This window comes from Cytophagales bacterium, from assembly GCA_033344775.1.
In the GTDB taxonomy this organism is placed as follows: Bacteria; Bacteroidota; Bacteroidia; order Cytophagales; family Cyclobacteriaceae; genus JAWPMT01.
This window is the reverse complement of the sequence record JAWPMT010000001.1, coordinates 965,905-985,853: the sequence shown is the minus strand read 5'-3', so window position 1 is coordinate 985,853 and position 19,949 is coordinate 965,905. Positions and strand designations below refer to the sequence as shown.

At 43.9% G+C, this 19,949-nt stretch carries 12 protein-coding genes; 4 read left to right on the top strand and 8 right to left on the bottom strand.

Annotated features, from left to right (window positions below; genetic code table 11):
• Nucleotides 1-318: 318 nt before the first annotated feature.
• The 4 genes from R8G66_04040 to R8G66_04025 all read right to left on the bottom strand — a co-directional run bounded on the left by R8G66_04040 (nucleotide 319) and on the right by R8G66_04025 (nucleotide 3,066).
• Nucleotides 319-774 carry a YHS domain-containing (seleno)protein gene (locus R8G66_04040; protein MDW3191504.1) on the bottom strand — a complete coding sequence of 152 codons (456 nt, stop codon included), beginning with the start codon at nucleotides 772-774 and terminating at the stop codon, nucleotides 319-321.
• 103 nt (nucleotides 775-877) lie between these two features.
• Nucleotides 878-2,299, bottom strand: a complete 1,422-nt coding sequence (locus tag R8G66_04035; protein ID MDW3191503.1) for a Na+/H+ antiporter NhaC family protein — start codon at nucleotides 2,297-2,299, stop codon at nucleotides 878-880.
• Nucleotide 2,300: 1 nt separating this feature from the next.
• On the bottom strand, nucleotides 2,301-2,831 hold the full coding sequence (locus R8G66_04030) for a DUF4136 domain-containing protein (GenBank protein ID MDW3191502.1): 531 nt from the start codon (nucleotides 2,829-2,831) through the stop codon (nucleotides 2,301-2,303).
• Between the two features lie 31 nt (nucleotides 2,832-2,862).
• A complete protein-coding gene (locus R8G66_04025) occupies nucleotides 2,863-3,066 on the bottom strand; it encodes a hypothetical protein (GenBank protein MDW3191501.1) in 204 nt (67 codons plus the stop codon).
• A gap of 851 nt (nucleotides 3,067-3,917) precedes the next feature.
• Between R8G66_04025 and R8G66_04020 the strand changes: the two genes are divergently transcribed.
• Nucleotides 3,918-5,177 carry an MFS transporter gene (locus R8G66_04020; protein MDW3191500.1) on the top strand — a complete coding sequence of 420 codons (1,260 nt, stop codon included), beginning with the start codon at nucleotides 3,918-3,920 and terminating at the stop codon, nucleotides 5,175-5,177.
• Here R8G66_04020 and R8G66_04015 read toward each other — a convergent pair.
• The 3 genes from R8G66_04015 to R8G66_04005 all read right to left on the bottom strand — a co-directional run bounded on the left by R8G66_04015 (nucleotide 5,160) and on the right by R8G66_04005 (nucleotide 10,445).
• Entirely contained in the window at nucleotides 5,160-6,365 is a 1,206-nt protein-coding gene (locus R8G66_04015; GenBank protein ID MDW3191499.1) for a DUF763 domain-containing protein, read from the bottom strand. The two genes, R8G66_04020 and R8G66_04015, sit on opposite strands and share 18 nt — an antisense overlap.
• A gap of 15 nt (nucleotides 6,366-6,380) precedes the next feature.
• A complete protein-coding gene (gene dnaE / locus R8G66_04010) occupies nucleotides 6,381-9,407 on the bottom strand; it encodes a DNA polymerase III subunit alpha (GenBank protein ID MDW3191498.1) in 3,027 nt (1,008 codons plus the stop codon).
• 111 nt (nucleotides 9,408-9,518) lie between these two features.
• Nucleotides 9,519-10,445: a LysR family transcriptional regulator gene (locus R8G66_04005; GenBank protein MDW3191497.1), complete on the bottom strand. Its 927-nt coding sequence runs from the start codon at nucleotides 10,443-10,445 to the stop codon at nucleotides 9,519-9,521.
• A gap of 89 nt (nucleotides 10,446-10,534) precedes the next feature.
• On the opposite strand from R8G66_04005, the gene R8G66_04000 reads away from it, so the two are divergent.
• From R8G66_04000 to R8G66_03990, 3 genes are all read left to right on the top strand, one after another.
• A complete protein-coding gene (locus R8G66_04000) occupies nucleotides 10,535-10,879 on the top strand; it encodes a hypothetical protein (protein ID MDW3191496.1) in 345 nt (114 codons plus the stop codon).
• 223 nt (nucleotides 10,880-11,102) lie between these two features.
• Nucleotides 11,103-14,651 carry a HAMP domain-containing sensor histidine kinase gene (locus tag R8G66_03995; protein ID MDW3191495.1) on the top strand — a complete coding sequence of 1,183 codons (3,549 nt, stop codon included), beginning with the start codon at nucleotides 11,103-11,105 and terminating at the stop codon, nucleotides 14,649-14,651.
• Complete coding sequence (locus R8G66_03990; protein ID MDW3191494.1) at nucleotides 14,563-18,045, top strand: hypothetical protein; 3,483 nt, start codon at nucleotides 14,563-14,565, stop codon at nucleotides 18,043-18,045. Before R8G66_03995 ends, R8G66_03990 begins: the two co-directional genes overlap by 89 nt.
• Here the strand turns inward: R8G66_03990 and R8G66_03985 are convergent.
• Entirely contained in the window at nucleotides 17,989-19,881 is a 1,893-nt protein-coding gene (locus tag R8G66_03985; GenBank protein MDW3191493.1) for a tetratricopeptide repeat-containing sensor histidine kinase, read from the bottom strand. The two genes, R8G66_03990 and R8G66_03985, sit on opposite strands and share 57 nt — an antisense overlap.
• Nucleotides 19,882-19,949 lie beyond the last annotated feature (68 nt).

The following is a 19,949-nucleotide window of genomic DNA, read 5'->3' as shown; positions in this document are numbered from 1 at the left end:
CTTGAATGGTTTCAAATAGATTTTGATCCTCTATGATGAAAAAAGTCATAAGGAAAATGTAAACGGTCATCAAAATAACCATTTTAATCTTGGATTTGCGGACGGTGTTTTTCATAAAATTGTTTGCCTTGGACTGCAATAATCAACAATTACTACCTACAAGGCAAATAAATATGGAAATAACCCTAAAAAAAATAAGTTGAATGCAAAATTAACTTTAAGAAAGAGTTAACTAACGGAGCATATATATGAAAAGCCGGTAATGTGAATACCGGCTTTCTGTTTAATCTTATGAGGTCTGAAATTTTACTGATCAGCTCAGTCCTTGTTATTCAGTTCTACGTATTTTTTGTCTGCTACAATCTTATGAATGTCCGGATCTCGCTCCCAGGCGGTTTTTCCATTGAAAAAGGCGCGGACCTCAAAAAAGAGCAATTGTCCATCCTGGATTTTGTATTCATTAAAATCAGGTCGGACAAAGGATCCGCCTGTTAATGCGATGGCACACCATCCGTTGTAGGCGGGGATATATTTATCTGGATCATTTTGGAACTTGGTTCTGTTTTCTTCAGAAGAGAAAAGCAAGTGGATCCCGTCATAATCATAGCTATAGTCTTCAGATCCTTTTACAGGAGCTTCGCTTTCGAAGTAACTTACCAAATCATTTCCATCAAAAGCTTTTTCTTCATTTGATCCAGCGTAGTGGCCAGAATGCTGTGCGTGTGTTAAGTGAGCGAATACCGCCAACGTAACTATAATTAAAATGCGTTTCATTTCTTTCGTGTTAAGCATGATACAATCTTTTATACCCATATGAAACTTCATTTGTTACGAATAAAACTTCATAGCTCGGTAATAGTCGCAATGCGGACATAATTTAAACCATCAGGAATCCAGCGACCAAATATAATAAGGTGGCCAGAGAGCCAGTGAATAGGGCATAGGGAAGTTGCGTGCGCACATGTTCGATGTGTTCTGTACCTGATGCCATGGAACTGATCAGGGTCGTATCCGAGATAGGAGAGCAATGGTCACCAAAAACACCCCCTCCCAAAACTGCAGCAATTGCCAGATATGGATTCAGTCCTACGGCCTGTGCCAACGGTATGCTTATCGACATCATGATGGCGAATGTGCCCCATGAGGTGCCAGTGGCAAATGCAACGAAACAGCTGATCAAAAATACCAGGGCCGGTGCAAGTTGCGGACTTAGCCATGATTTGGTTACTTCCGCTACGTAAATGCCTGTTTGCATTTCATTACATAGGTTTCCGATGGCAAAGGCCAGGACCATCAATAAGGCCATGAGTAACATTTCATTCATGCCTTTCAAAGATTCTTCAAAGAATTCCTTGAAGCTGATGATTTTTTGAATACCAAAAGAGATGCCTGCAAAAAGCAGTGCTGTGACCACCGCATACATCACCGCGCTGGACCCGGATCCATTTCCGATGCTGCTCCATAGTTGTTGGCCAAATCCTTCACTGACAGAACTGTCCCAGCCAGTATAAACCAAATAGATTGGCATGGTCAGGATCATGATCAGTAGGGGAATAATCATGTTGGAAGCTTTCCCTTCTGCAATTGTTTCTTCGACTGCCTCAGTAGGTGCGCTTTCTACGGTGCTCGCTTCGGCCGCTTTCATGGGACCGTAAGATTTACCGGATGCTGCCAGATAGAATACAAGGATCAGTGTAAGGATTGGATAGAAATTGAAGGGGATTGAAAAAAGCAGCGCTTGAAAGGGGTCCAGGTGGTCGTAAGCAGCCAGTAATCCCATAACGTAGGCTCCCCACGCATTGATCGGAAAAAGAATGCAGGAAGGAGCAGAACTTGAATCGGCGAGGTAGGCTAGTTTTTCCCGGGCGATCTTGTATTTATCGAACAAGGATTGGAAGGCAGTACCTACTGTAAGAATGGAAATGTTGGATTCAATGAAGATCAGAAATCCGGTTAATCCCGCAGCAACCTGTAGTGTGGAATTTGGGGACTTGGATTTTGCTAGCCTTTTTTGGATCAGCCCAATAAAGCCATTCATTCCTCCTGATTTCCTGATGAGTTGGATGAGTGCACCGATTAATAAAGTGAATATGACCGTTCGGGTATTGCCTTCACTTTGCATCACATTGACCATCGCATCTATGGTAGACAAAAATGCAGTGATCAAATTGCCGTTTCCCATAATGAGCCAGCCCACGAATATTCCTAATATCAAGGAGAAGATTACTTGTCTGGTTTTGATGGCCAATGCGATGGCCAATACTGGTGGTATTAGTGAAAGGAATCCATATTCTGTCATGTTATTCGATGATTGATAGGTCAGGGTTGGCGTTTAATGCGCGGTAGGGATAAGTGTTGAATAAAGCAACAATGGCTTTGTTGAGTTCTTCCTGTTTTTTCTTGGGCTTATGTTGCTGTTTCAAATCAATGCTGGCTTGCCATATCAACTTCTTGGTTTTACGATCCGTCAACTCAAATAGCAAAATGGATTCTCTGAAAGTAGTTGTGTTTACGGTGATGAAAGGATCGTAAGGATTATTGTTAATGTTGGACCGGCTGTTGTTATTGGAGACGAATTCATATCTCAGTAGGATGTCGGGCTTGGTAGACACTGCCTGATAACCTCGTCGGTTGAGTTGTTCATGAAGTTGCATCTCAATGTTATTCATTAACTCCAAACCATCTTTAGACAGTTCGGCGTGGTTGGTTCTGAAATTGACAACCAAATAGGTGCCGTACTGAGCGAAACTGGAGTCATCATTGACAAAACGCACCACTTTGGGTGAACATCCAATGATGAATAATATAAAAATGAGTAAGTAAAGCCTCATGAAGGCTAAAATAGCAGAAGTACTTCACATGTCAGTACCCGGAGGCAAGCCGTGATTGCCGAACGAGGTTGAGGGAGTTCAGGATTTTGTCAGCCAATTTTACTGAGCTATGATTGAATTGATATAGAATCGAAAAGCGATTGGCGTGATCACTACCCTCCACAATCGCATTGAATTCGGTGCGGGTTCCTTTTTGATAAAGGTCAAGGTCCGGATTATACCAAATCATTTCCATGGCAGCGTTTGCGGGCTATTGAGTGTTTATTAATTCGCGTATAAAATGAGAATCAATCAACAAGTAAAGTGATTAACAACCGAAAAACCCGTCGATTGATTCTCTGAAATCCCTGACTAGAATTAATATTCTAACCGGTTGCAAGTTGGGCATGGATCGGCAATCCTGAAATACCCACATTATGGTAATTTTTTTCCTGTTTAACCACCAAAATGGGTAGTTCATCGAAAATTCTTCCTTTTCATGCAGCTTTTGTGGGTGTGGCTTTAAGTCGAGAAGCTTGTGTGAAAACGAGTGGTTTTCACCAAAATCAAGTCGAAAAAATGAATAATTGGAAGGATTTCTTGAACAAAAGGTCGTGTAAATGATGTTATTGAAAAAAAAACACGAAAACCTTTTCTTTCATATAGAAAAATAACAATATTTGAGTCTTGGCGGTGTTAGGGTCTCTCTCGGTTCTTTAGAGGGGCCCTTTATTTTTGCCCTTTCCCCAGATCTTTCCTCACATTGGTTTTATCAGATTATAGTTAACGATATCAGTTGATGGTTGCTATTTTCCGCATTTTGTTGTCAATTTTTTCAAGAGCGAACGTTAATTTCAGACTACTTTTTCATCAGGATTCAAATCAGTTAATATCCTCAAAATTTTGGTTTGCTTATCAGATCAATTGCTCATGTTTTATCACTAGCAGATCTCAACTTAAAACTCAAGAACAAAGAGCTACGGTACGCTGGCAGAGGTGCTGTTCGTATGCCTCAATCAACCATTGGTCAAATGAAAGAGGCACAATGTCTCAGAATCATATCTTTCTTACCAGGAGCTCGTACAAGGGGTAAATCAAAAACTCATTTTGTCAAGGACAAACAACCCCATTCTGATCCTCATTTCTCTGTGGGCATTGATGTTCGTTGCGAGCAGTCAATTTTTTATCATGAGCCCATTGCTTCCGCAAATGGAGCGGGAGTTATGTATTTCTGAAGCATATCTTGGTTTTATCGTAGGAGTTTATTCTGTATCGCTGGGTATTACCGCACTTTTCGCAGGGATTCTCTCTGATCGAGTAGGTCGTAGGCACATGCTGAAGATCGGGAGCTTATTGATGGGAATTAGCCTAATGCTCCATGTTTTTGCGATAAATTTTCATCTATTGATGTTATTCCGCTTATTAGCGGGGATTAGTGGTGGGTTACTTACCGGGACTTGTGTCTCTTATGTGCGAGATTATTTTCCATATGAAAAAAGAGGGAAAGCCAATGGGATCATCATCACCGGATCAGCTCTCGGACAGATTGCAGGAATACCATTGGGAATTCTGTTAGCTGAGGAGCTGGGATTTAGTAGTCCGTTTTTAGTATTGGGGGTATTTATGCTTATGGCATTTGTTTTAATTCATTTCTGTGTGCCCCAACCAATCTCTGTGCCTGGACATAAAAGGGTGGAAGCTCGAGAGGCTACCCGACAATATTGGACCATTCTCAGGCAGCCGGTCTATCAAAGAGCAGCTATGGGGTACATCCTTATGTTCTTCAGTATTACGATCTATTTGATCTATTTCCCTAAATGGCTCACAGAAACCAAAGCAGCAACCAGTGCTGAATTGGCTTTTGTATTTCTTATTGGTGGTATTGCTTCACTTTTAGGAGGACCAGTCGCGGGCTGGTTGTCTGATCGAGTTGGGCGAACTTCCGTAACAATCACAGCATCAATGGTCATGGCGGGAGCAATGGGTGCTAGTCTCTTTTTTCTATTAGATGCCATGATTATCTCTGCCACCTTTTTTGTGGTCATGCTCTGTTTGTCTGGTAGGTCCATCGCTTTTCAATCCGGCGTTTCGGATATGACCAGTGTCGCCGACCGTGGAAAGGCCATGAATTTGATGATCTCTCTCGGACAGATTGGGATGGCTGGAGGTTCCGCCTTAGCAGGACTGATCTACAGCGATCTGGGCTTTACTGTAAATACCATTCTGGCAATTATTTCTTGCACAGCCATGGCCCTGCTGGTGGCGGGCAAATGGATGAAAGTGCGACATTATGAAATGGTGGCTGCTGAATCTGAGACCGCAGAAGATCCTTTTGTTCCAGCACCAAGCTTAGCTGAACAACTGTAGTTGCGCAGGTTCCGGTGGCTTCGCATCTCCCATCACTGTTTTACCGCCGTACTTCCATGAATCTCGGCGTTCTTGTTCAATGTACTGGTCGAGATTATCCTCAGGCTCAAAAGATGATTCCATTCGTTGTGCAGCTTTGGTCAAAGCACTGATGGCTTTTATTTTATCCGTATGCCCAATTTTGGCCTTTTCAACTGAAATTTTCAACACCTGGATGCTTTCGTCATAGACTTTCGTAGGAACAGGGAAGGGGTGACCGTCTTTTCCTCCATGTGCGAATGAAAACCTTGCCGGGTCACGAAATCTGCTAGGAGTACCATAAATGATCTCACTGACCAGGGTCAGGCTTTGTAGTGTTCTTGGTCCTAGTCCCTGAAGCAGCAAGAGTGATTCGAAATTGCTGTCTGGCAACTCCTGAGCCAAAGCCAAAATGGCTCCCAATCGTTTGAGATCAACATCTTTGGTTTGTACGTCGTGATGTGCGGGCAGTCGGATCTTACGGATCTCCGCCAGCATTTTGTTTGGGTCTTCCAAAGCGACTTGAAGAATGCCATTCCGAGTATCCTGTGCGTGGCTATCCGTCAGGTTAAGAATAGGGCCTTGTTCTACGCCATAGACGAAAGTGTGTGGCTCATTGATGAAACTCTTCAGTTCGTGGGAGTGCCAATGGTACCGGCGCGCATAGCCTGTTCCTGCATTCATGCCTTGTTGTACTACGGCCCAATCGCCTTCATCACTGACGATAAAGGAATGCAGATAGATTTGAAACCCATCTTGAACGGCGGTGTTATCCACTTTGGCGGAAAGTCGGCTGTTTTTTACCAATTCGTCGCCATTCAATCCGGTCTGATTTGCGATCGCGATCAATTCCTCTGGTGTTTTACGGGAATGCTTGCCGCGCCCGCCGCAGATATAGATGCCCAGTTCTCGTGATTTAGCATTGACGGAGCTTTTCAAGGCACCCATGACAGAAGTCGTAATCCCTGAAGAATGCCAATCCATACCCAATACGCATCCTAGCGACTGGAACCAGGCTGGATCGCTGAGTCGCTTGATGACTTCTGCTTTTCCATATTCAAGCACAATCGCTTCAACTATTGCTCCACCTAATGCGGACATACGTTCAGCTAGCCAACGGGGAACGCGGCCATTATGAAGTGGAAGATCGGCATATCCTGATTTTTTCATAGGTCTTCTGTTAAGTTACCAGCGAGTCATGACTTTTGGGTTCTGCATGACAGGGACGTCTCCAAACTTGTTTTTCATAGCGAGTTTTTCCATCCATGTTACTTCTACCATGGGGTAGCCAAAGTCCTGGACTACTTTGCCCACCGTTCTGTAAAACCCCCGACCTTTGAAGGGATGATCCCTGGCAATGTTGGGGAAGTGTACGGTATCGTAGACATTGCCTTTTTGGTCATAAAATGTGCCAAAGTGCATGCGTTTACCGTCTTTGGTTCGGGTATCTTTTGTGGTGACGAGATAGCCGACCAATGTTACTTTTTGCCCAAGATTTTGCATCAAGTCCTGTGCAAAAGTGTTTCCGGGGTTTTCCGTTTCCAATAAGAGAAAGGGGTCACAGAGGGGGAAGCCCAGTAATTCCATTTCATCAAAGGCATCTTCCAGTGGTTGTTGCTTCAGAAATGGCAGATCATAGGACTCTGGTTCTTCATCGAATAAACTCAGGAAGTAGTCTTTAGCGGTCTTTTTGCCATAATAGAGCTGGGCCTGCCACAGCAATTCTTTCTTGCTTTTCCCGGTAAACCGGAATGCTCCGATTCGGATCAAAATGCGGATCTGTTCCAACCCGATGGGGATTCTGCGGATGAAATGATCGAGATTTTTGTAAGGACCGTATTGTGCTCGTTCATGCGCAATGATCTCACCGATTTTTTGCTGGAGGTCTTTGAGGTGAATGAAACCTATGTAAATCGACTTCCCGTGAATATTGGTATAGTACTCGCTATTGTTGATGCAGGGAGCCTGAATGGATGCGCCCCACATGCGTGCTTCATGGAAATAGAATTCGGACTTATAGAATCCGCCAAAGTTGTTGATCACGCCGACCATGAATTCCAGTGGGTAATGTGCCTTGAGATAGAGGCTTTGGTAACTTTCTACCGCATAGCTTGCGGAATGCCCTTTGGAAAAGGAATAACCGGAAAAACTCTCGATCTCAAACCAAACACGCTGAGTTACATGATCTTCATAACCATAGGATTTGCAGTTGGCAAAAAACTGGTCTTTTACACGTTGAAACTCTTTTCTGGATCGGTATTTTCCCGACATACCACGCCGTAATACATCTGCTTCGGTCAGCGTAAGCCCGGCAAAATGGTGAGCGACCTTGATCACGTCTTCCTGATAGACCATTACTCCGTACGTGTCTTCCATGAGCTCAAACATCTTCATGTGGATAGTTTCGTACGTTTTACCTTGCTTTACCAGGTGATGTCGCTCGATGTAGGCGCGCATCATGCCTGAACGCGCTACGCCGGGTCTGATGATAGAGCTCGCTGCGACCAGGGTGATGTAGTCCTGACATTCCAGTTTGCCAAGTAGCATCCGCATGGCGGGGGATTCCACATAGAAGCAGCCCATGGTATTTCCCTTTTCCAGTAAGGATCGGATTTTTGGATCTTCCTTAAAATCATGGAACCGATCAATGTCTTCTTTGATGCCCTGATTTTTCTCGACAATGGTCAGGGTGTCTTTGATGTGTCCCAATCCTCGTTGGCTCAGGATGTCGAATTTGAAGATGCCCATGTCTTCAGAGGCATGCATTTCTAAGTGTGCGACCGGATATCCTTTCGGAGGCATGTCAACTGTCGTATACTGATAAATGGGCTTTTCTGTGATAAGCACCCCGCCGGCATGGATGGAAATATGAGCTGGCATGCCTTGCATCAGGTCTGCGTACTTGAAGATCAATCGGGAAACGTCATCTGGGGTCTGATGCTGGGGATGTCGAATGATCTTGTCGATTTCTTCTTTGGGCAGACCGAATACTTTGGCCAGCTCTCTTAGGTTAGAGCGACCCTGGTAGGTGGTATGCGTGCCAAGCAGGCAAACGTGATTGGGATCATATTTCCCAAAGATGTAATTATAGATATGGTCCCGATCCCGCCAGGAAAAATCCATGTCAAAATCGGGAGGAGAGGTTCGTTCCGGATTGAGAAAGCGTTCAAAATACAGGTCCAACTCAATGGGATCGGTATTGGTAATGCCCAAACAGTAGGCGATCAGGCTATTGGCCCCACTACCGCGACCCACATATTCATAGCGTTGCTGGCGTGCATGGCGAACGATATCGTAGCTGATCAGGTAGTAAGCTTCGAAGTTTTTTTGTGCAATGATGTTGAGTTCGCGCTCGAAGCGTTCCTGACTAACCTTCGTATCCCTGATTCCGGCGTATCGTCTTTCGTAACCGCGTTTGGCCTCTGCCAGTAAGTATGCCCGGTCTTCTGCTTTGGAGGAAAGAAAGAACTGTTTGTTTTTGTCTGATCCTAATTCAAAGGCAATTTGACATTGATCGGTGATCATACGCGCATTTTTGATCAATTCAGGGAATTCGCGGAATGATGCCTCCAGTTGGTCATTAGGACACATGGCTTCTGTAGGATCAGCGACTAACCCGGTGGCGAGTTTGCTGAGCAACGTGTTTTGATCGATGGCACGTAATAATCGATGGATGTTGTGTGCTTGCTTATTGTATTTGGGAGTACAGGGAAAAGTGACAGGATGCCATGCCACCATTTTTTCAAGCGGTATTTCTCCATTAGAGGTGACTAGCTTTTTACGAAAGATCTTGCTCAGTTCTTTGTGGCGGATCCCTACAAATTCGTAAGATTCCAGGTAGTCAGGGACATTGCTAACCGGATAAACGAAATAGGCACGTTTGAAATGGGGGGCTCGCCGGGGGAGGGACTGCTTATTGATGTTCCGATAAGCCAGAAAAGCGTTGAGTTCGCGGAAACCCTCTTCATCTTGTGCCAGACCAATGTACAGCAACTCATTACCCGCACGAAATTCGATACCCAAAGCGACCTCCAGATCCCATTCGTTTCGGTTCTCATTGCAGGTTCTTATAAGGTCAATGTACCCGGAGGTATTATTGATGTCTGTCAGGATCAACTTGTTCACCCTGTTGGCACGCGCTTCTTCGAACAGGTCTTTGATCGACAAAGTGCCGTATTGGAAGGAATAGTGGGTGTGGCAGTTGAAATACAATCAGCTAATATTTTTAGTAAAATTAACTAATAATATTAGTATTTGAATTTTATCCCTTACTCTTTTTTGGGTTTCATTACGAAATTGACCGCCAGTTAAGGTGCCATGTTATCAAGGCATTTCAGCATACTCATTCCAGCTAAAGTGTTTTTCTACCACTTCTGCTTTGTGTGTTTCAATATGTGTAATTAATGCTTCCTGAGCAGGGGTCAGTCGTTTGCGCTTGTTGTAGATCAGGTTCCATCGAGTAGTGATTGGCAACCCTTTCAGCGGATGGATCATGATGTTTTCATTGCTAAGGGCTGTTCTTAGACCAATCAGAGGGACGATGGATAATCCAATCCCTGCATTAATGGCCTGTTTCACAGCTTCATTTGACACCAACTCCATCGACTTTCCAATCTTTACATTTTGTTGATCCAGGTATTGCTCCATGGCACTTCTTGTTGCTGATCCCTGTTCCCTGAAGAGTAGGGTCACCTTTTCAAGATCTTTCGTGGTTTTGATCATGCCTTTATATTGTCTATGCCCGGCCAGGTAAAGTCGGTTTTCCATCAAAGAGACCTGATTGACTTCAATTCCTTTTGGCAATACGGAAACCAGAGAAAAATCACTATCGTTTTGATTCAGCCCTTCAATTACCCGCAGTTTGTTGGATACGTCAATGGAAATTTCAACACCCGGATGCGCATCCATAAAATCCTTAAGGAAATAGGGGATCACATACTTGCCTGTAGAAACTACAGAGATTTTAATACGTCCTGATAACAGCCCTTTGTATTGTTCGATCGTATATCGAATGCCATCAGCTTCATCCAGTATCCGGCGACATCTTTCAACGATCTCTTTCCCGAAATCGGTGACATGCAACTTTCGTCCTACGACTTCTACCAGCGGTAAGTCAAATTGCTCCTGAAGCTTTTTTAGTTGAATGGAAATGGCCGGTTGTGTCAGGTGTAGCTCTTCGGCTGCTTTCGTAATGCTCTCTAATTCAGATACTTTAAGGAATATTTTCAGCTGATGAAGGGTATAATTCATAAATAAATCTAATCTTTTTTATAAAATATTTAAAATTTTATTTATGAATGTAAAGGAACACTTTTGCGTAGACACTTCAAAAAAGAACGATGACTTTAGTGAGTACTGTCCCTTCTCTACAAACCGAAGCCACAGCCAATCATCCAGCTGAGACCACCAAATCCTTTTCTGTAAATCAGGAGATAACCACACAACCTGTTGATAGTCCAAATAGAACGATAAGTGCCAATGGACAGGCACTGCAAGCACTATTTGAACAATCACTTGCCGAATCCGGTGAGAACGGAACACGCAAGTTTAATTGGGTGGGGGAGAATGAGATTCAGGTTGATGGATTATCCGGTATGACACTGAATAACTTTCTCCTGAAAGCCGAGGCATTGGGTAAGAAGGTCACTTATCGTCGTAGTATTGTTTTTCAGATCGAAGATTAAGCATCAGCTCTTAAAAGTCAATTTATGAACTGATCAATAAAATATTTCATAAAAGAAAGTAGGTAGCTAAGTAGTATGATTCTCAGCCCGGCCCACCTAGTAGGTCCGGGTTGTTTTATTTTAAAGACCTGATATGCTTAATGCCTTTATGTTGGCATCATAGTTGAGGGAGTTATTATCAAATTTTCCATTCCAAAATATTCCCGACATATTTGGAGCTAGCATGCCAATTTCCTTATTCCAATCCATCGCTAAGTGGTTCATCATTTTTGTTTACCTGATAACAGGTGCGCTTTGGATACATGAGTACATGGAGGCAAACTCTCAGAATAAGGCCACTATCATTGAACAAAACCTTGCTGCAGAACTAGCGCTCCATCAAAGTTTCCTTGAGCTGGACCTAATCGATATGACTGAAGTAGCTCCGCCGGAAAATTTGTCGATCTTGATCTATGAAGGGCTAAAGCTACGGAAGTGGAGTAGCCATGAATTTGTGCCAGATCACGCAGCGCTTTCCGGAATTACTACTTCGCCGGCTTTCATCGAAAATGTGGATGGACTTTACCTGGTAAGTTTCAAGGATCGAAATGACCAACGGGTATTTTTTATAACGACACTTATTCGAAAATTTACAGCTAACAGAACGACACTAGATACCTATTTCAACGATCGAGTTTTTGAAGGTATCCGAGGTGAATTATCTTCTTTAGGGCAAAAGATCCAATTTCGAACGTCTGGTTTTTCTTTTCTTTTTCAACAAACCAAAAAGACGTTTTCGGGATACTTATTGGCATTGATTTGGCTCAGTTTTGCATTGACGACCATAGTCGTTTTTCGTTGGTTGTATCTCAGACGGTTTCGGTCAGGGTCATTTGTGCTGCAACTGATTTTTGGAGCGATCCTTCTCAAAGTGATTTCGCTTCAAATCCCAACCAATGAGTTGTTTTCAAGAGTTTTACCATTTTGGCTGCTTAGAGGAAACTTGCTCGATACGCTGGTGACCTGCCTGTTGTTCAATGTTGTGTTCTTGTTTTCCATGATCCATCTCAACCGGATGAGGAAGATCAAGGCGATCGTTGATCTCAGTAAGGAACGACCCGTCTTTTTTGCCGTACTGCTTTTCGTTTTTTCAGCGCTGGCCCACTTCATTTATTTTGGCCTAATTCAGGACTTGCTTAGGATAACGGGGCTTAATCTGGACATTACGGAATCCCTGGAATTTGACGCAGGCAAAATCGTATTTATTGGTGTTATCCTATGTCTTTCGGCCCTCTTCTTTTGGATCATTCAGTTTCTATCAAGGCTCTATGGCTTGCTGAAAATTAAGAAGAGTACTGGTATTGCCATTGTCATCATCATCGGTACACTCTTGCTGATATCACCGCTGGAATACAAAAAGTACCTCGTGCTCTCACATAGTTTGTTGTGGCTGTTGATCTATCACTTCAATTTCAGTAAGAATCTAGTAAGGATTTCTTACATGACCTTCTTTTATGTGATTGTGGTCATTGGAGCTTTGAGTTTTACCAATGCGTTGGCGATCTACAAAAACTTTGAACGAAAGGAAGTCGAACGCAAACGATCCTTTGGTATTCAACAGTTGACTCCTCGGGATTCACTCACCGAAAAATACCTGGTGGGGGTCCGACAAAATATTCAGAATGACCCGGTGATTCGGACGCGATTTTTGAGTCCTTTGTTGTCTAAAAGCACGGTGAAGGTCAAAGTGCGCCGACAATACCTGACGTCTTATTTCGACCGGTTTGAAGTGGATCTGTCCTTGTATGACATCATCGGTGATCGCTTGGACGGGACAGACCCGGCCAATAAAGATGAGCTTTTGTCGATGGTGTATGATCATCCGACTGGAGAAGAAGGCTTGTATTTTGTGGAGAATTGGGAAAACCTTGGCCGCAGCAAATACCTACTGTGGGTGCCTATCATGAATGGTGAGGTGGAAATTGGTGGCATTGCTGTGGATCTCATGGTGAAAAAAGTGATCCCGAATTCGGTGTATCCATCAGTGCTTACCAGCAATCAGAAGTCGTCGAAGGCATACGATTACGTTCTGATGCGGGAAGGGGCACTGGTCTATGCAAAGGGTAATTACTCGTTCGATGTGTTCAATGATCCGTCACTGTGGGAAAAGTTGATCTCGGCCAAAGAGGGGATAGAAGTCGAAAATTATCACTTATTGGCCATAGAAGATGATGATGCGTTGATGATTGTCATTTCTCAACGCTATTCACTACGAGCATTCCTCGCGAATTTCTCCTTTAATTTTTTGGTCTTTCTGTCTTTTGTAGGGTTGGTGTTTTTAATGATTCGATGGTCTCAGCCAGATCAGCAATTGACGCTCGCTAACCGGATCCAGCTGTACCTTGGTTTTTCCTTCATTTTGCCATTATTGATTGTAAGTGCAGTGATCCTCAACTTGTTGAACTCATCTTATCGCGATGAGATCATTCGCAATTATCAGAAACGAGCAATCACCATTGCCGAAAATATTTACTTGCCCCTCGAAGATTTTGATCAAAATCAGATCAATCGTGAGGACTTGTATGACGTAGTTGGCAATGCCGCGACCTTTTCTCAGGTAGATATGAACCTCTACAATACCAGAGGCCAGCTGATCGTATCCAACCAACCGGATATTTTTAGTAACAAGCTCATTACCACGAATATCCCGGCTATTCCCTGGGAGTTAATCTCTGACAAACCGGATCAGTCCATTGTCATGGATGAAGCCATTGGTGGATTGCGATTCAAGGTGGTTTATCAAGGTGTGATTGACCACCATACGGGTGAATTGTTAGGGATCGTCTCCATTCCTTTTTTCGATTCAAAAAACCACCTCAATCGCCAGCAGGTAGAAGTTTTTGCCAATCTGGTTACTGTCTTTACGATCATATTTCTATCTAGTGTGCTGGTAGGATATGTGATACTTAGGAACATTACTTTGCCATTGACCACCTTGAGTCTCCGGCTCCGTCAGACAAATCTCGAAGAAACTAATGAACCGGTGGCTTATCAAGGTCGAGATGAGATTGGACAACTCGTGGCTGAGTACAATCGGATGTTGGAAAAGCTGGAACACAGTAAGGCGGCGCTGGCACTCAGTCAGAAAGAGACTGCCTGGAAAGAGATTGCTCGTCAGGTCGCACATGAAATTAAGAATCCTTTGACACCCATGCGGCTGAAGATTCAGCAATTGGTGCGGACTAACTCAGAAAATGAACGGTTGATTGCTAATCTTAATTCATTGATCAACCAAATCGATACCCTGTCCGAAATCGCGGATTCCTTCTCAGCCTTTGCAAAAATGCCAGCTCCAAACAATGAGGAGGTACCGATATCAGACCTTTTGATGGAAGTCGTGCAGCTCTATCGCAACGAGAAAGTGCAAATTGATGATGAAGTTGCGCCGGACAAATATGTCTTTGCCGATCCGAATATTCTGGGGCGCGTATTCAATAACTTACTCTTGAATGGCATCCAGTCTGTTTTGTCGGGGAGGCCACATTTAGTCGTTGGATTAGCTGAAAAAGACGAAAAGCTCGTTATTGAAGTGATTGATAATGGTCAGGGAATCCCTGAACAACAACAGAAAAAAATATTTACCCCGTATTTTAGTACCAAAGAAAAAGGCACAGGCATCGGACTTGCCATCGCAAAAAAAGGCATTGAACAGGCAGGAGGAAGCATCTGGTTTGATTCGGAAGAAGGAAAGGGAACGACCTTCACGGTCATTTTACCTGTGCTTCGGGTTTAGCTGGGTCTGTTGCTTATGGGTATTAACTGGACAGGCACAAACTACTCAAAAGTGCTGGAATTTAGCTATTCGGAATCAACCAGTCAAACTCGACACCTTGTTGATAGAGCCTTCATCCATCACTGTAGCTCCTGAGGTAAGATTTAGCTATAATGCTGAAAAACAAAGTATTAAGTTCGAAAAAGCGAGCTCAGACACGGTTAAAGTCTGCTATCGTGTGGCCAATCCTTTGTTGTATCGTCCTTTTTTCAACAGGCCACTGAGCATTTACAACACCAGTAGGGAGAACAATAGAAGTAATGCACAAGCCACTTCCGGGGTTTTAGGAGCAAATGGTCTTTTTCGGCTCCCAGGTCTTCAGCAAAACGGATCGATTACACGTGGTGTGACGATAGGAAATCGGCAAAACCTCTTTGTGAATTCCAGTCTCAATTTGGCCCTGGATGGAAAACTCACGGACGACTTGTCGATCAGTGCTGTAATTACCGATAGAAATGTTCCATACCAACCCGAGGGAAACACACAGCAATTGCGGGATTTTGACAATGTATATATTCGGTTGTACAATCAATGGTTGGACCTTAAGGTAGGTGATGTTGTTCTGGAGAATCCGATTACCGAAAGCCATTTTTTGAAATACTATAAAAATGTGCGAGGGGCTCGGGCCAGCGTCTCACAACAGATAGGGGACCATTGGACCTCTAAAACCACATTCGCTGCTTCTGCTGCCAAAGGACGTTTTGCTTCCATCAATGTAGACCCACTAGAGGGGGTACAGGGGCCTTATCGACTGAGAGGACCGAACAATGAACGATTCATCATCGTCCTGGCGAATTCCGAGCGGGTATTCATAGACGGGAAACAACTGGAAAGAGGGTTTCAAAACGACTATGTGATTGATTATAATCTGGGAGAGATCACTTTCAATACCAATGTGATTATTACGCGGTTTACTAGGATTCGTGTGGATTTTGAGTTTACAGAGCAGAACTACGGCAGATCCAACCTCGCATTTTCTCAGGAGCTCAGCCATGACCAGCATCAGGTTTATTTGAGTTTCTATCGCGAGAAAGATAATCGTAACAACACCCTGGGGTTCGATTTTTCAGAATCGGCACTGGATCAATTGGCCGATTTGGGTGATGATATAGATGTCGGATTCCTCTCAGGAGTAGACTCTACAGGTTTCATACCCGAACGAATCCTTTATGCCAAAAAAGATACCCTGGTGGAGGGGCAGCTCTTTGAGGTGTTTGAAGTGTCTCAAGACCCAATGCGAGCCGTGTTTAGTCTGCGATTCACGCAACTGGGAAGCAATCGTGGCAATTACCAATTGGTAGCGGCCACTTCCAATGGGCGTACGTTTGAATGGATTGCTCCCTTAAATGGCGTTCCTCAGGGAGATTTTGAACCGGTGGTCCAACTCGCCGTACCGAATCAGCGTCAAATGACCGTATTGGGTTCTAAATCGAATTTTGGCAAACTTCGCTTCAATCAGGAGCTTGCATTATCTGTTCGGGACAACAATTTATTTTCACCGTTGGATGATGAGGACAATCAAGGAATTGCCTGGAAAGCAGGGATCACAACTGATACTTTGTTCAGCTTAGGGAAGCAATATCAAGTGACACTTTTCGGGGATTTGGAGTTCACAGATCAAAACTTTCAGTCCATTGATCGGTTCCGCTACATTGAGTTTGACCGGGACTGGAGCTTCACGGCTATGGATACTGCTAATCAGTGGTTGACCCGTTCGGGGATTCAAGTAAGAAAAAATGCCAGGCAGTATACCCGATATCAGTTTGAATCCAGGAATCGAGGAGCTTTGTTTTCGGGACTTAGGAATGTGTTTGAGTTGAGGGAAAAACTGGGACCTGTAGATATCTCAGGAGATTATTTCCAAATGAAAAGCGATCAAGTAACCACAAGATCGGAATGGGAGCGAAGTGAGGCGCAGATTGCCTGGAATACGTCATTGATAAAACCAGGATATACGTTCCGAACCGATCAAAACCAGGTCTTGAGTGCCAATTCAGACAGTGTGATCAACTCCGCCATGAACTTTAGAGAGCATGTGTTTTTTATAGAACAGGCCGATTCTTCGAAGTGGCAATACCGATTGGCCTATAGCCACCGCCGTGACAAACTCCCTCAATTAGGAGAGTTGGTCGACTTCACCAATGCGGATAATTTCCTGTTTACCCTAAAATCAAATGGTACTCAGAAAATACAGGTGGATTTTAACTATCGTGAAACCCGTGATCGCATCAATCAGGAAAAAGTGGATCAGCTTCAGGGGCGGTTAACTACTACGAATCGGTTCCTGAAAAATCACATTCGAAACAATATGAGTCTGGCCATCTCCAGTGGTCGGGAGCTGGAGCGCGAATTCATCTATGTACTGGTTAATACTGGAGAAGGAACTCATACATGGAGAGATGAAAATAACGATGGCATTCAAGACCTCAATGAGTTTTATGAAGCAGTCAATCCTGATGAACGGCAATACATCAAATTGTTCACCCCAACCGATGAGTACATCACTGCATTTCGTAACCAATATGTACACACAGTAGATATCTCCATGCCACGGCATTGGAAAAAGGAATCGGGGATTAAAAAGACTTTGTCGCGCGTATCGTACCTGATCAATTTTAATCTGGATAATAAAACCAGTAATTCGTCACTAGCTACTCGTTTGAATCCTTATGCGGCTTTTCAGAATGATGATGAGGTAATCAGTCGTAGGAACCGCTCTCGATTCTCGGTATTCTATAATCGAACAGCAGCAGGTTTAGGTCTTCAGTTTGCGTATGAAGCACTCGACAGAAGACAATTGAATACCAACGGATTTGAGGCACAGGACGAAACACGTTTCATCGGCCAGGTACGATTGAATTTGGGTGAGATTTACAATGTACGCATCGGGGCCAAACAGGCCAACGTCAATAATGCATCTGACTTTCTCTTGTCCAGAAACTTTGAACTGAATACCTGGGAAGTGGATCCTTCTTTGACCTGGCAGCCTAACCGGCAATTCCGGGTGATTGGAACTTACCTGTGGGCACAAAAAGAAAATCTGGATCCCGAAGGGCAGGGTGAGAATGTTCGAGCAACCGAGTGGAAAGGGGAGGTGACCTATTCCCGACTGCAGAAAGGGAATCTTACGGCACGAGTAAGTACGATCAACAATCGTTTTGAGGGGGAAGCGAACACTTTTTTAGGGTATACACTATTAAATGGTCTGCAACCTGGGGAAAACCTGGTGGTCAATCTTAATTGGCAACAGCAGTTGATCAATGGGCTGCAAATGACCTTGCAATATTTCGGAAGGAAATCAGGAAGTGACCGGATGGTACACAGTGGGGCTTTCCAGCTGACTGCCTTTTTCTGATAATTGGCCTTTTTTCAAAAGGATGGTAAAGGTGGTGCCTTTACCTTCTTCGCTTTCTACCCGAATGGTACCATTCATTCGTTCCGCAAAGTCTTTGCAAAGCACCAAACCAAGTCCGCTGCCCACCTCACCGGCAGTACCCAGGGTGTGCACGGTATCGTGTGTAAAAAGCTTGCTCAACTGCCGTTTATTCATACCCACACCCTCATCCCTTATGGAGATAGCAATGTTCGGTCCTTTGTCCTGACTGGTCACAAAAACCCTGGAGGCTTGCGGTGAGAACTTGATGGCATTGGTGAGTAGGTTTCGAATAATGATGGTCAATAATCGGTTGTCCGCACAGACCATTGCTGTTGGTGCGATCTCATTGACCAATTGAATGTCTTTTTTGTTATAAAGGGTGTGAATACTGTTAAAAACTTCGTCTAATAAGGGTAAAAGAACGAAATGCTCAGATTTTACCGCATTATCTTCCAGGTCATCTTTGGCCCAGTTAAACAAATTATTGAGTAGTTCTTTTAGCGTTTGTACCCGCTCTTTCGTGTTTTGAAGGCCAGGGTAAAATGGATGATCCGGAGATAATTCCTCCTCGATGAGTGCGATCAGTGTATCCAGATTGTAAACCGGTGCCCGCAGGTCATGTGCCACCACTGCAAATAACTTGGTTTTGAAATCGTTCAGTTCACTCAGTTTTTCATTCTGGACCTTGGCTTGGACCCTTCGTTGGTATAATGAATAAGCATATAATACAATCAGGACCATCAGTACAGTCAGGATGATATTCAGAGTTCTTCTAAAGGTAGCGCGGCTTTCCAGTAGGTCATTCTTTTGCTCCAGCCGTCCAATGGCTTGCTGCTCCTTCGCGTACTTTCCAACGATCAATTGATTCCTGATTCGTGTACTCTCCAGTGAGTCCTTGATCATCAAATGTTCATTCAGGTATTGATAGGCCAATCGGGTACTGCCAAGGCTTTCCTCCGCCTTAGACATGGTCAGCGCACAGATGGAAATCAGGTCTTTGACTTGTGTCTTCAATGCCGCGCTGTACGCACTTTGAGCAAAATTGTATGCCCGATTGTTAAGCCCTTTACGCAATAAGATTTCAGCACGCATTTGGTCAACCCGAATGATGGCTCTGTTTGCTCCATACTTGTTCGCAGAGCGTTGGCATGCATTCAGGATGGAATCCGCTTTATTGAGCTCATTCTTTTCCAGGGTGAGATCCGCCAGATTGAATAGGAAGATAGGCTCCATGAAGGCGAACTCTGGTCGTAACATGACCTTCGCACGCTCGAGATAAATCGTGGCAGAATCAAGTTCACCTCGATCGCGGTACTCTTTGCCGATGTTATTGAGCATGGCAAATTGCCGGCTCCCTACGCCAAGGGCGTTGAATTTCTTTAAAGCCTCTTTATAATAGAACAGTGCATCATAGGATTGACTTCCCGTCGCGTAAATATTACCGAGGTTTCCGAGTATACGTGCTTCTAATTGTTGATATTGGCCACTTTGAGCAATCCTTAAGGCCTTGTCCTGAAAAAATAATGCGCTATCTAATTTGCCCAGAGACCAATAGGCGTTGCCCATTCTGTTGAGTGCCGTGGCATAGGGTTCCTGATTGTCTTTTTTGCGGACGAGTTCTCCCGCTTTCGTGGCGTATTCAAGGGATAAAGTAGGCGTTTTGTAGATGTAATGATCTGCCAATTGAATGCATATGGCAGACTTTTCCTTATGATCCTGAGATACTTCTAGTTTTTGGAGAAGACTATCAGGACTGATTTGGGCATTTAATAACAATGGTAGCGACAGCAATAGTACACTGAACCTCCAATTCATAGCACGAGTAATATATGAATTCTGTATTTAATAATTGCGGCATCTACTATGATCGGGAATAATAAGTG

Coding starts and splice junctions, on each gene's coding strand:
- R8G66_04005 (MDW3191497.1), bottom strand. CDS start 10,445: ATGAATTATACCCTTCATCAGCTGAAAATATTCCTTAAAGTATCTGAA.
- R8G66_04030 (MDW3191502.1), bottom strand. CDS start 2,831: ATGAGGCTTTACTTACTCATTTTTATATTATTCATCATTGGATGTTCA.
- R8G66_04040 (MDW3191504.1), bottom strand. CDS start 774: ATGAAACGCATTTTAATTATAGTTACGTTGGCGGTATTCGCTCACTTA.
- R8G66_04015 (MDW3191499.1), bottom strand. CDS start 6,365: ATGAAAAAATCAGGATATGCCGATCTTCCACTTCATAATGGCCGCGTT.
- R8G66_03995 (MDW3191495.1), top strand. CDS start 11,103: ATGCCAATTTCCTTATTCCAATCCATCGCTAAGTGGTTCATCATTTTT.
- R8G66_04035 (MDW3191503.1), bottom strand. CDS start 2,299: ATGACAGAATATGGATTCCTTTCACTAATACCACCAGTATTGGCCATC.
- R8G66_04000 (MDW3191496.1), top strand. CDS start 10,535: ATGACTTTAGTGAGTACTGTCCCTTCTCTACAAACCGAAGCCACAGCC.
- R8G66_03985 (MDW3191493.1), bottom strand. CDS start 19,881: ATGAATTGGAGGTTCAGTGTACTATTGCTGTCGCTACCATTGTTATTA.
- R8G66_04025 (MDW3191501.1), bottom strand. CDS start 3,066: ATGGAAATGATTTGGTATAATCCGGACCTTGACCTTTATCAAAAAGGA.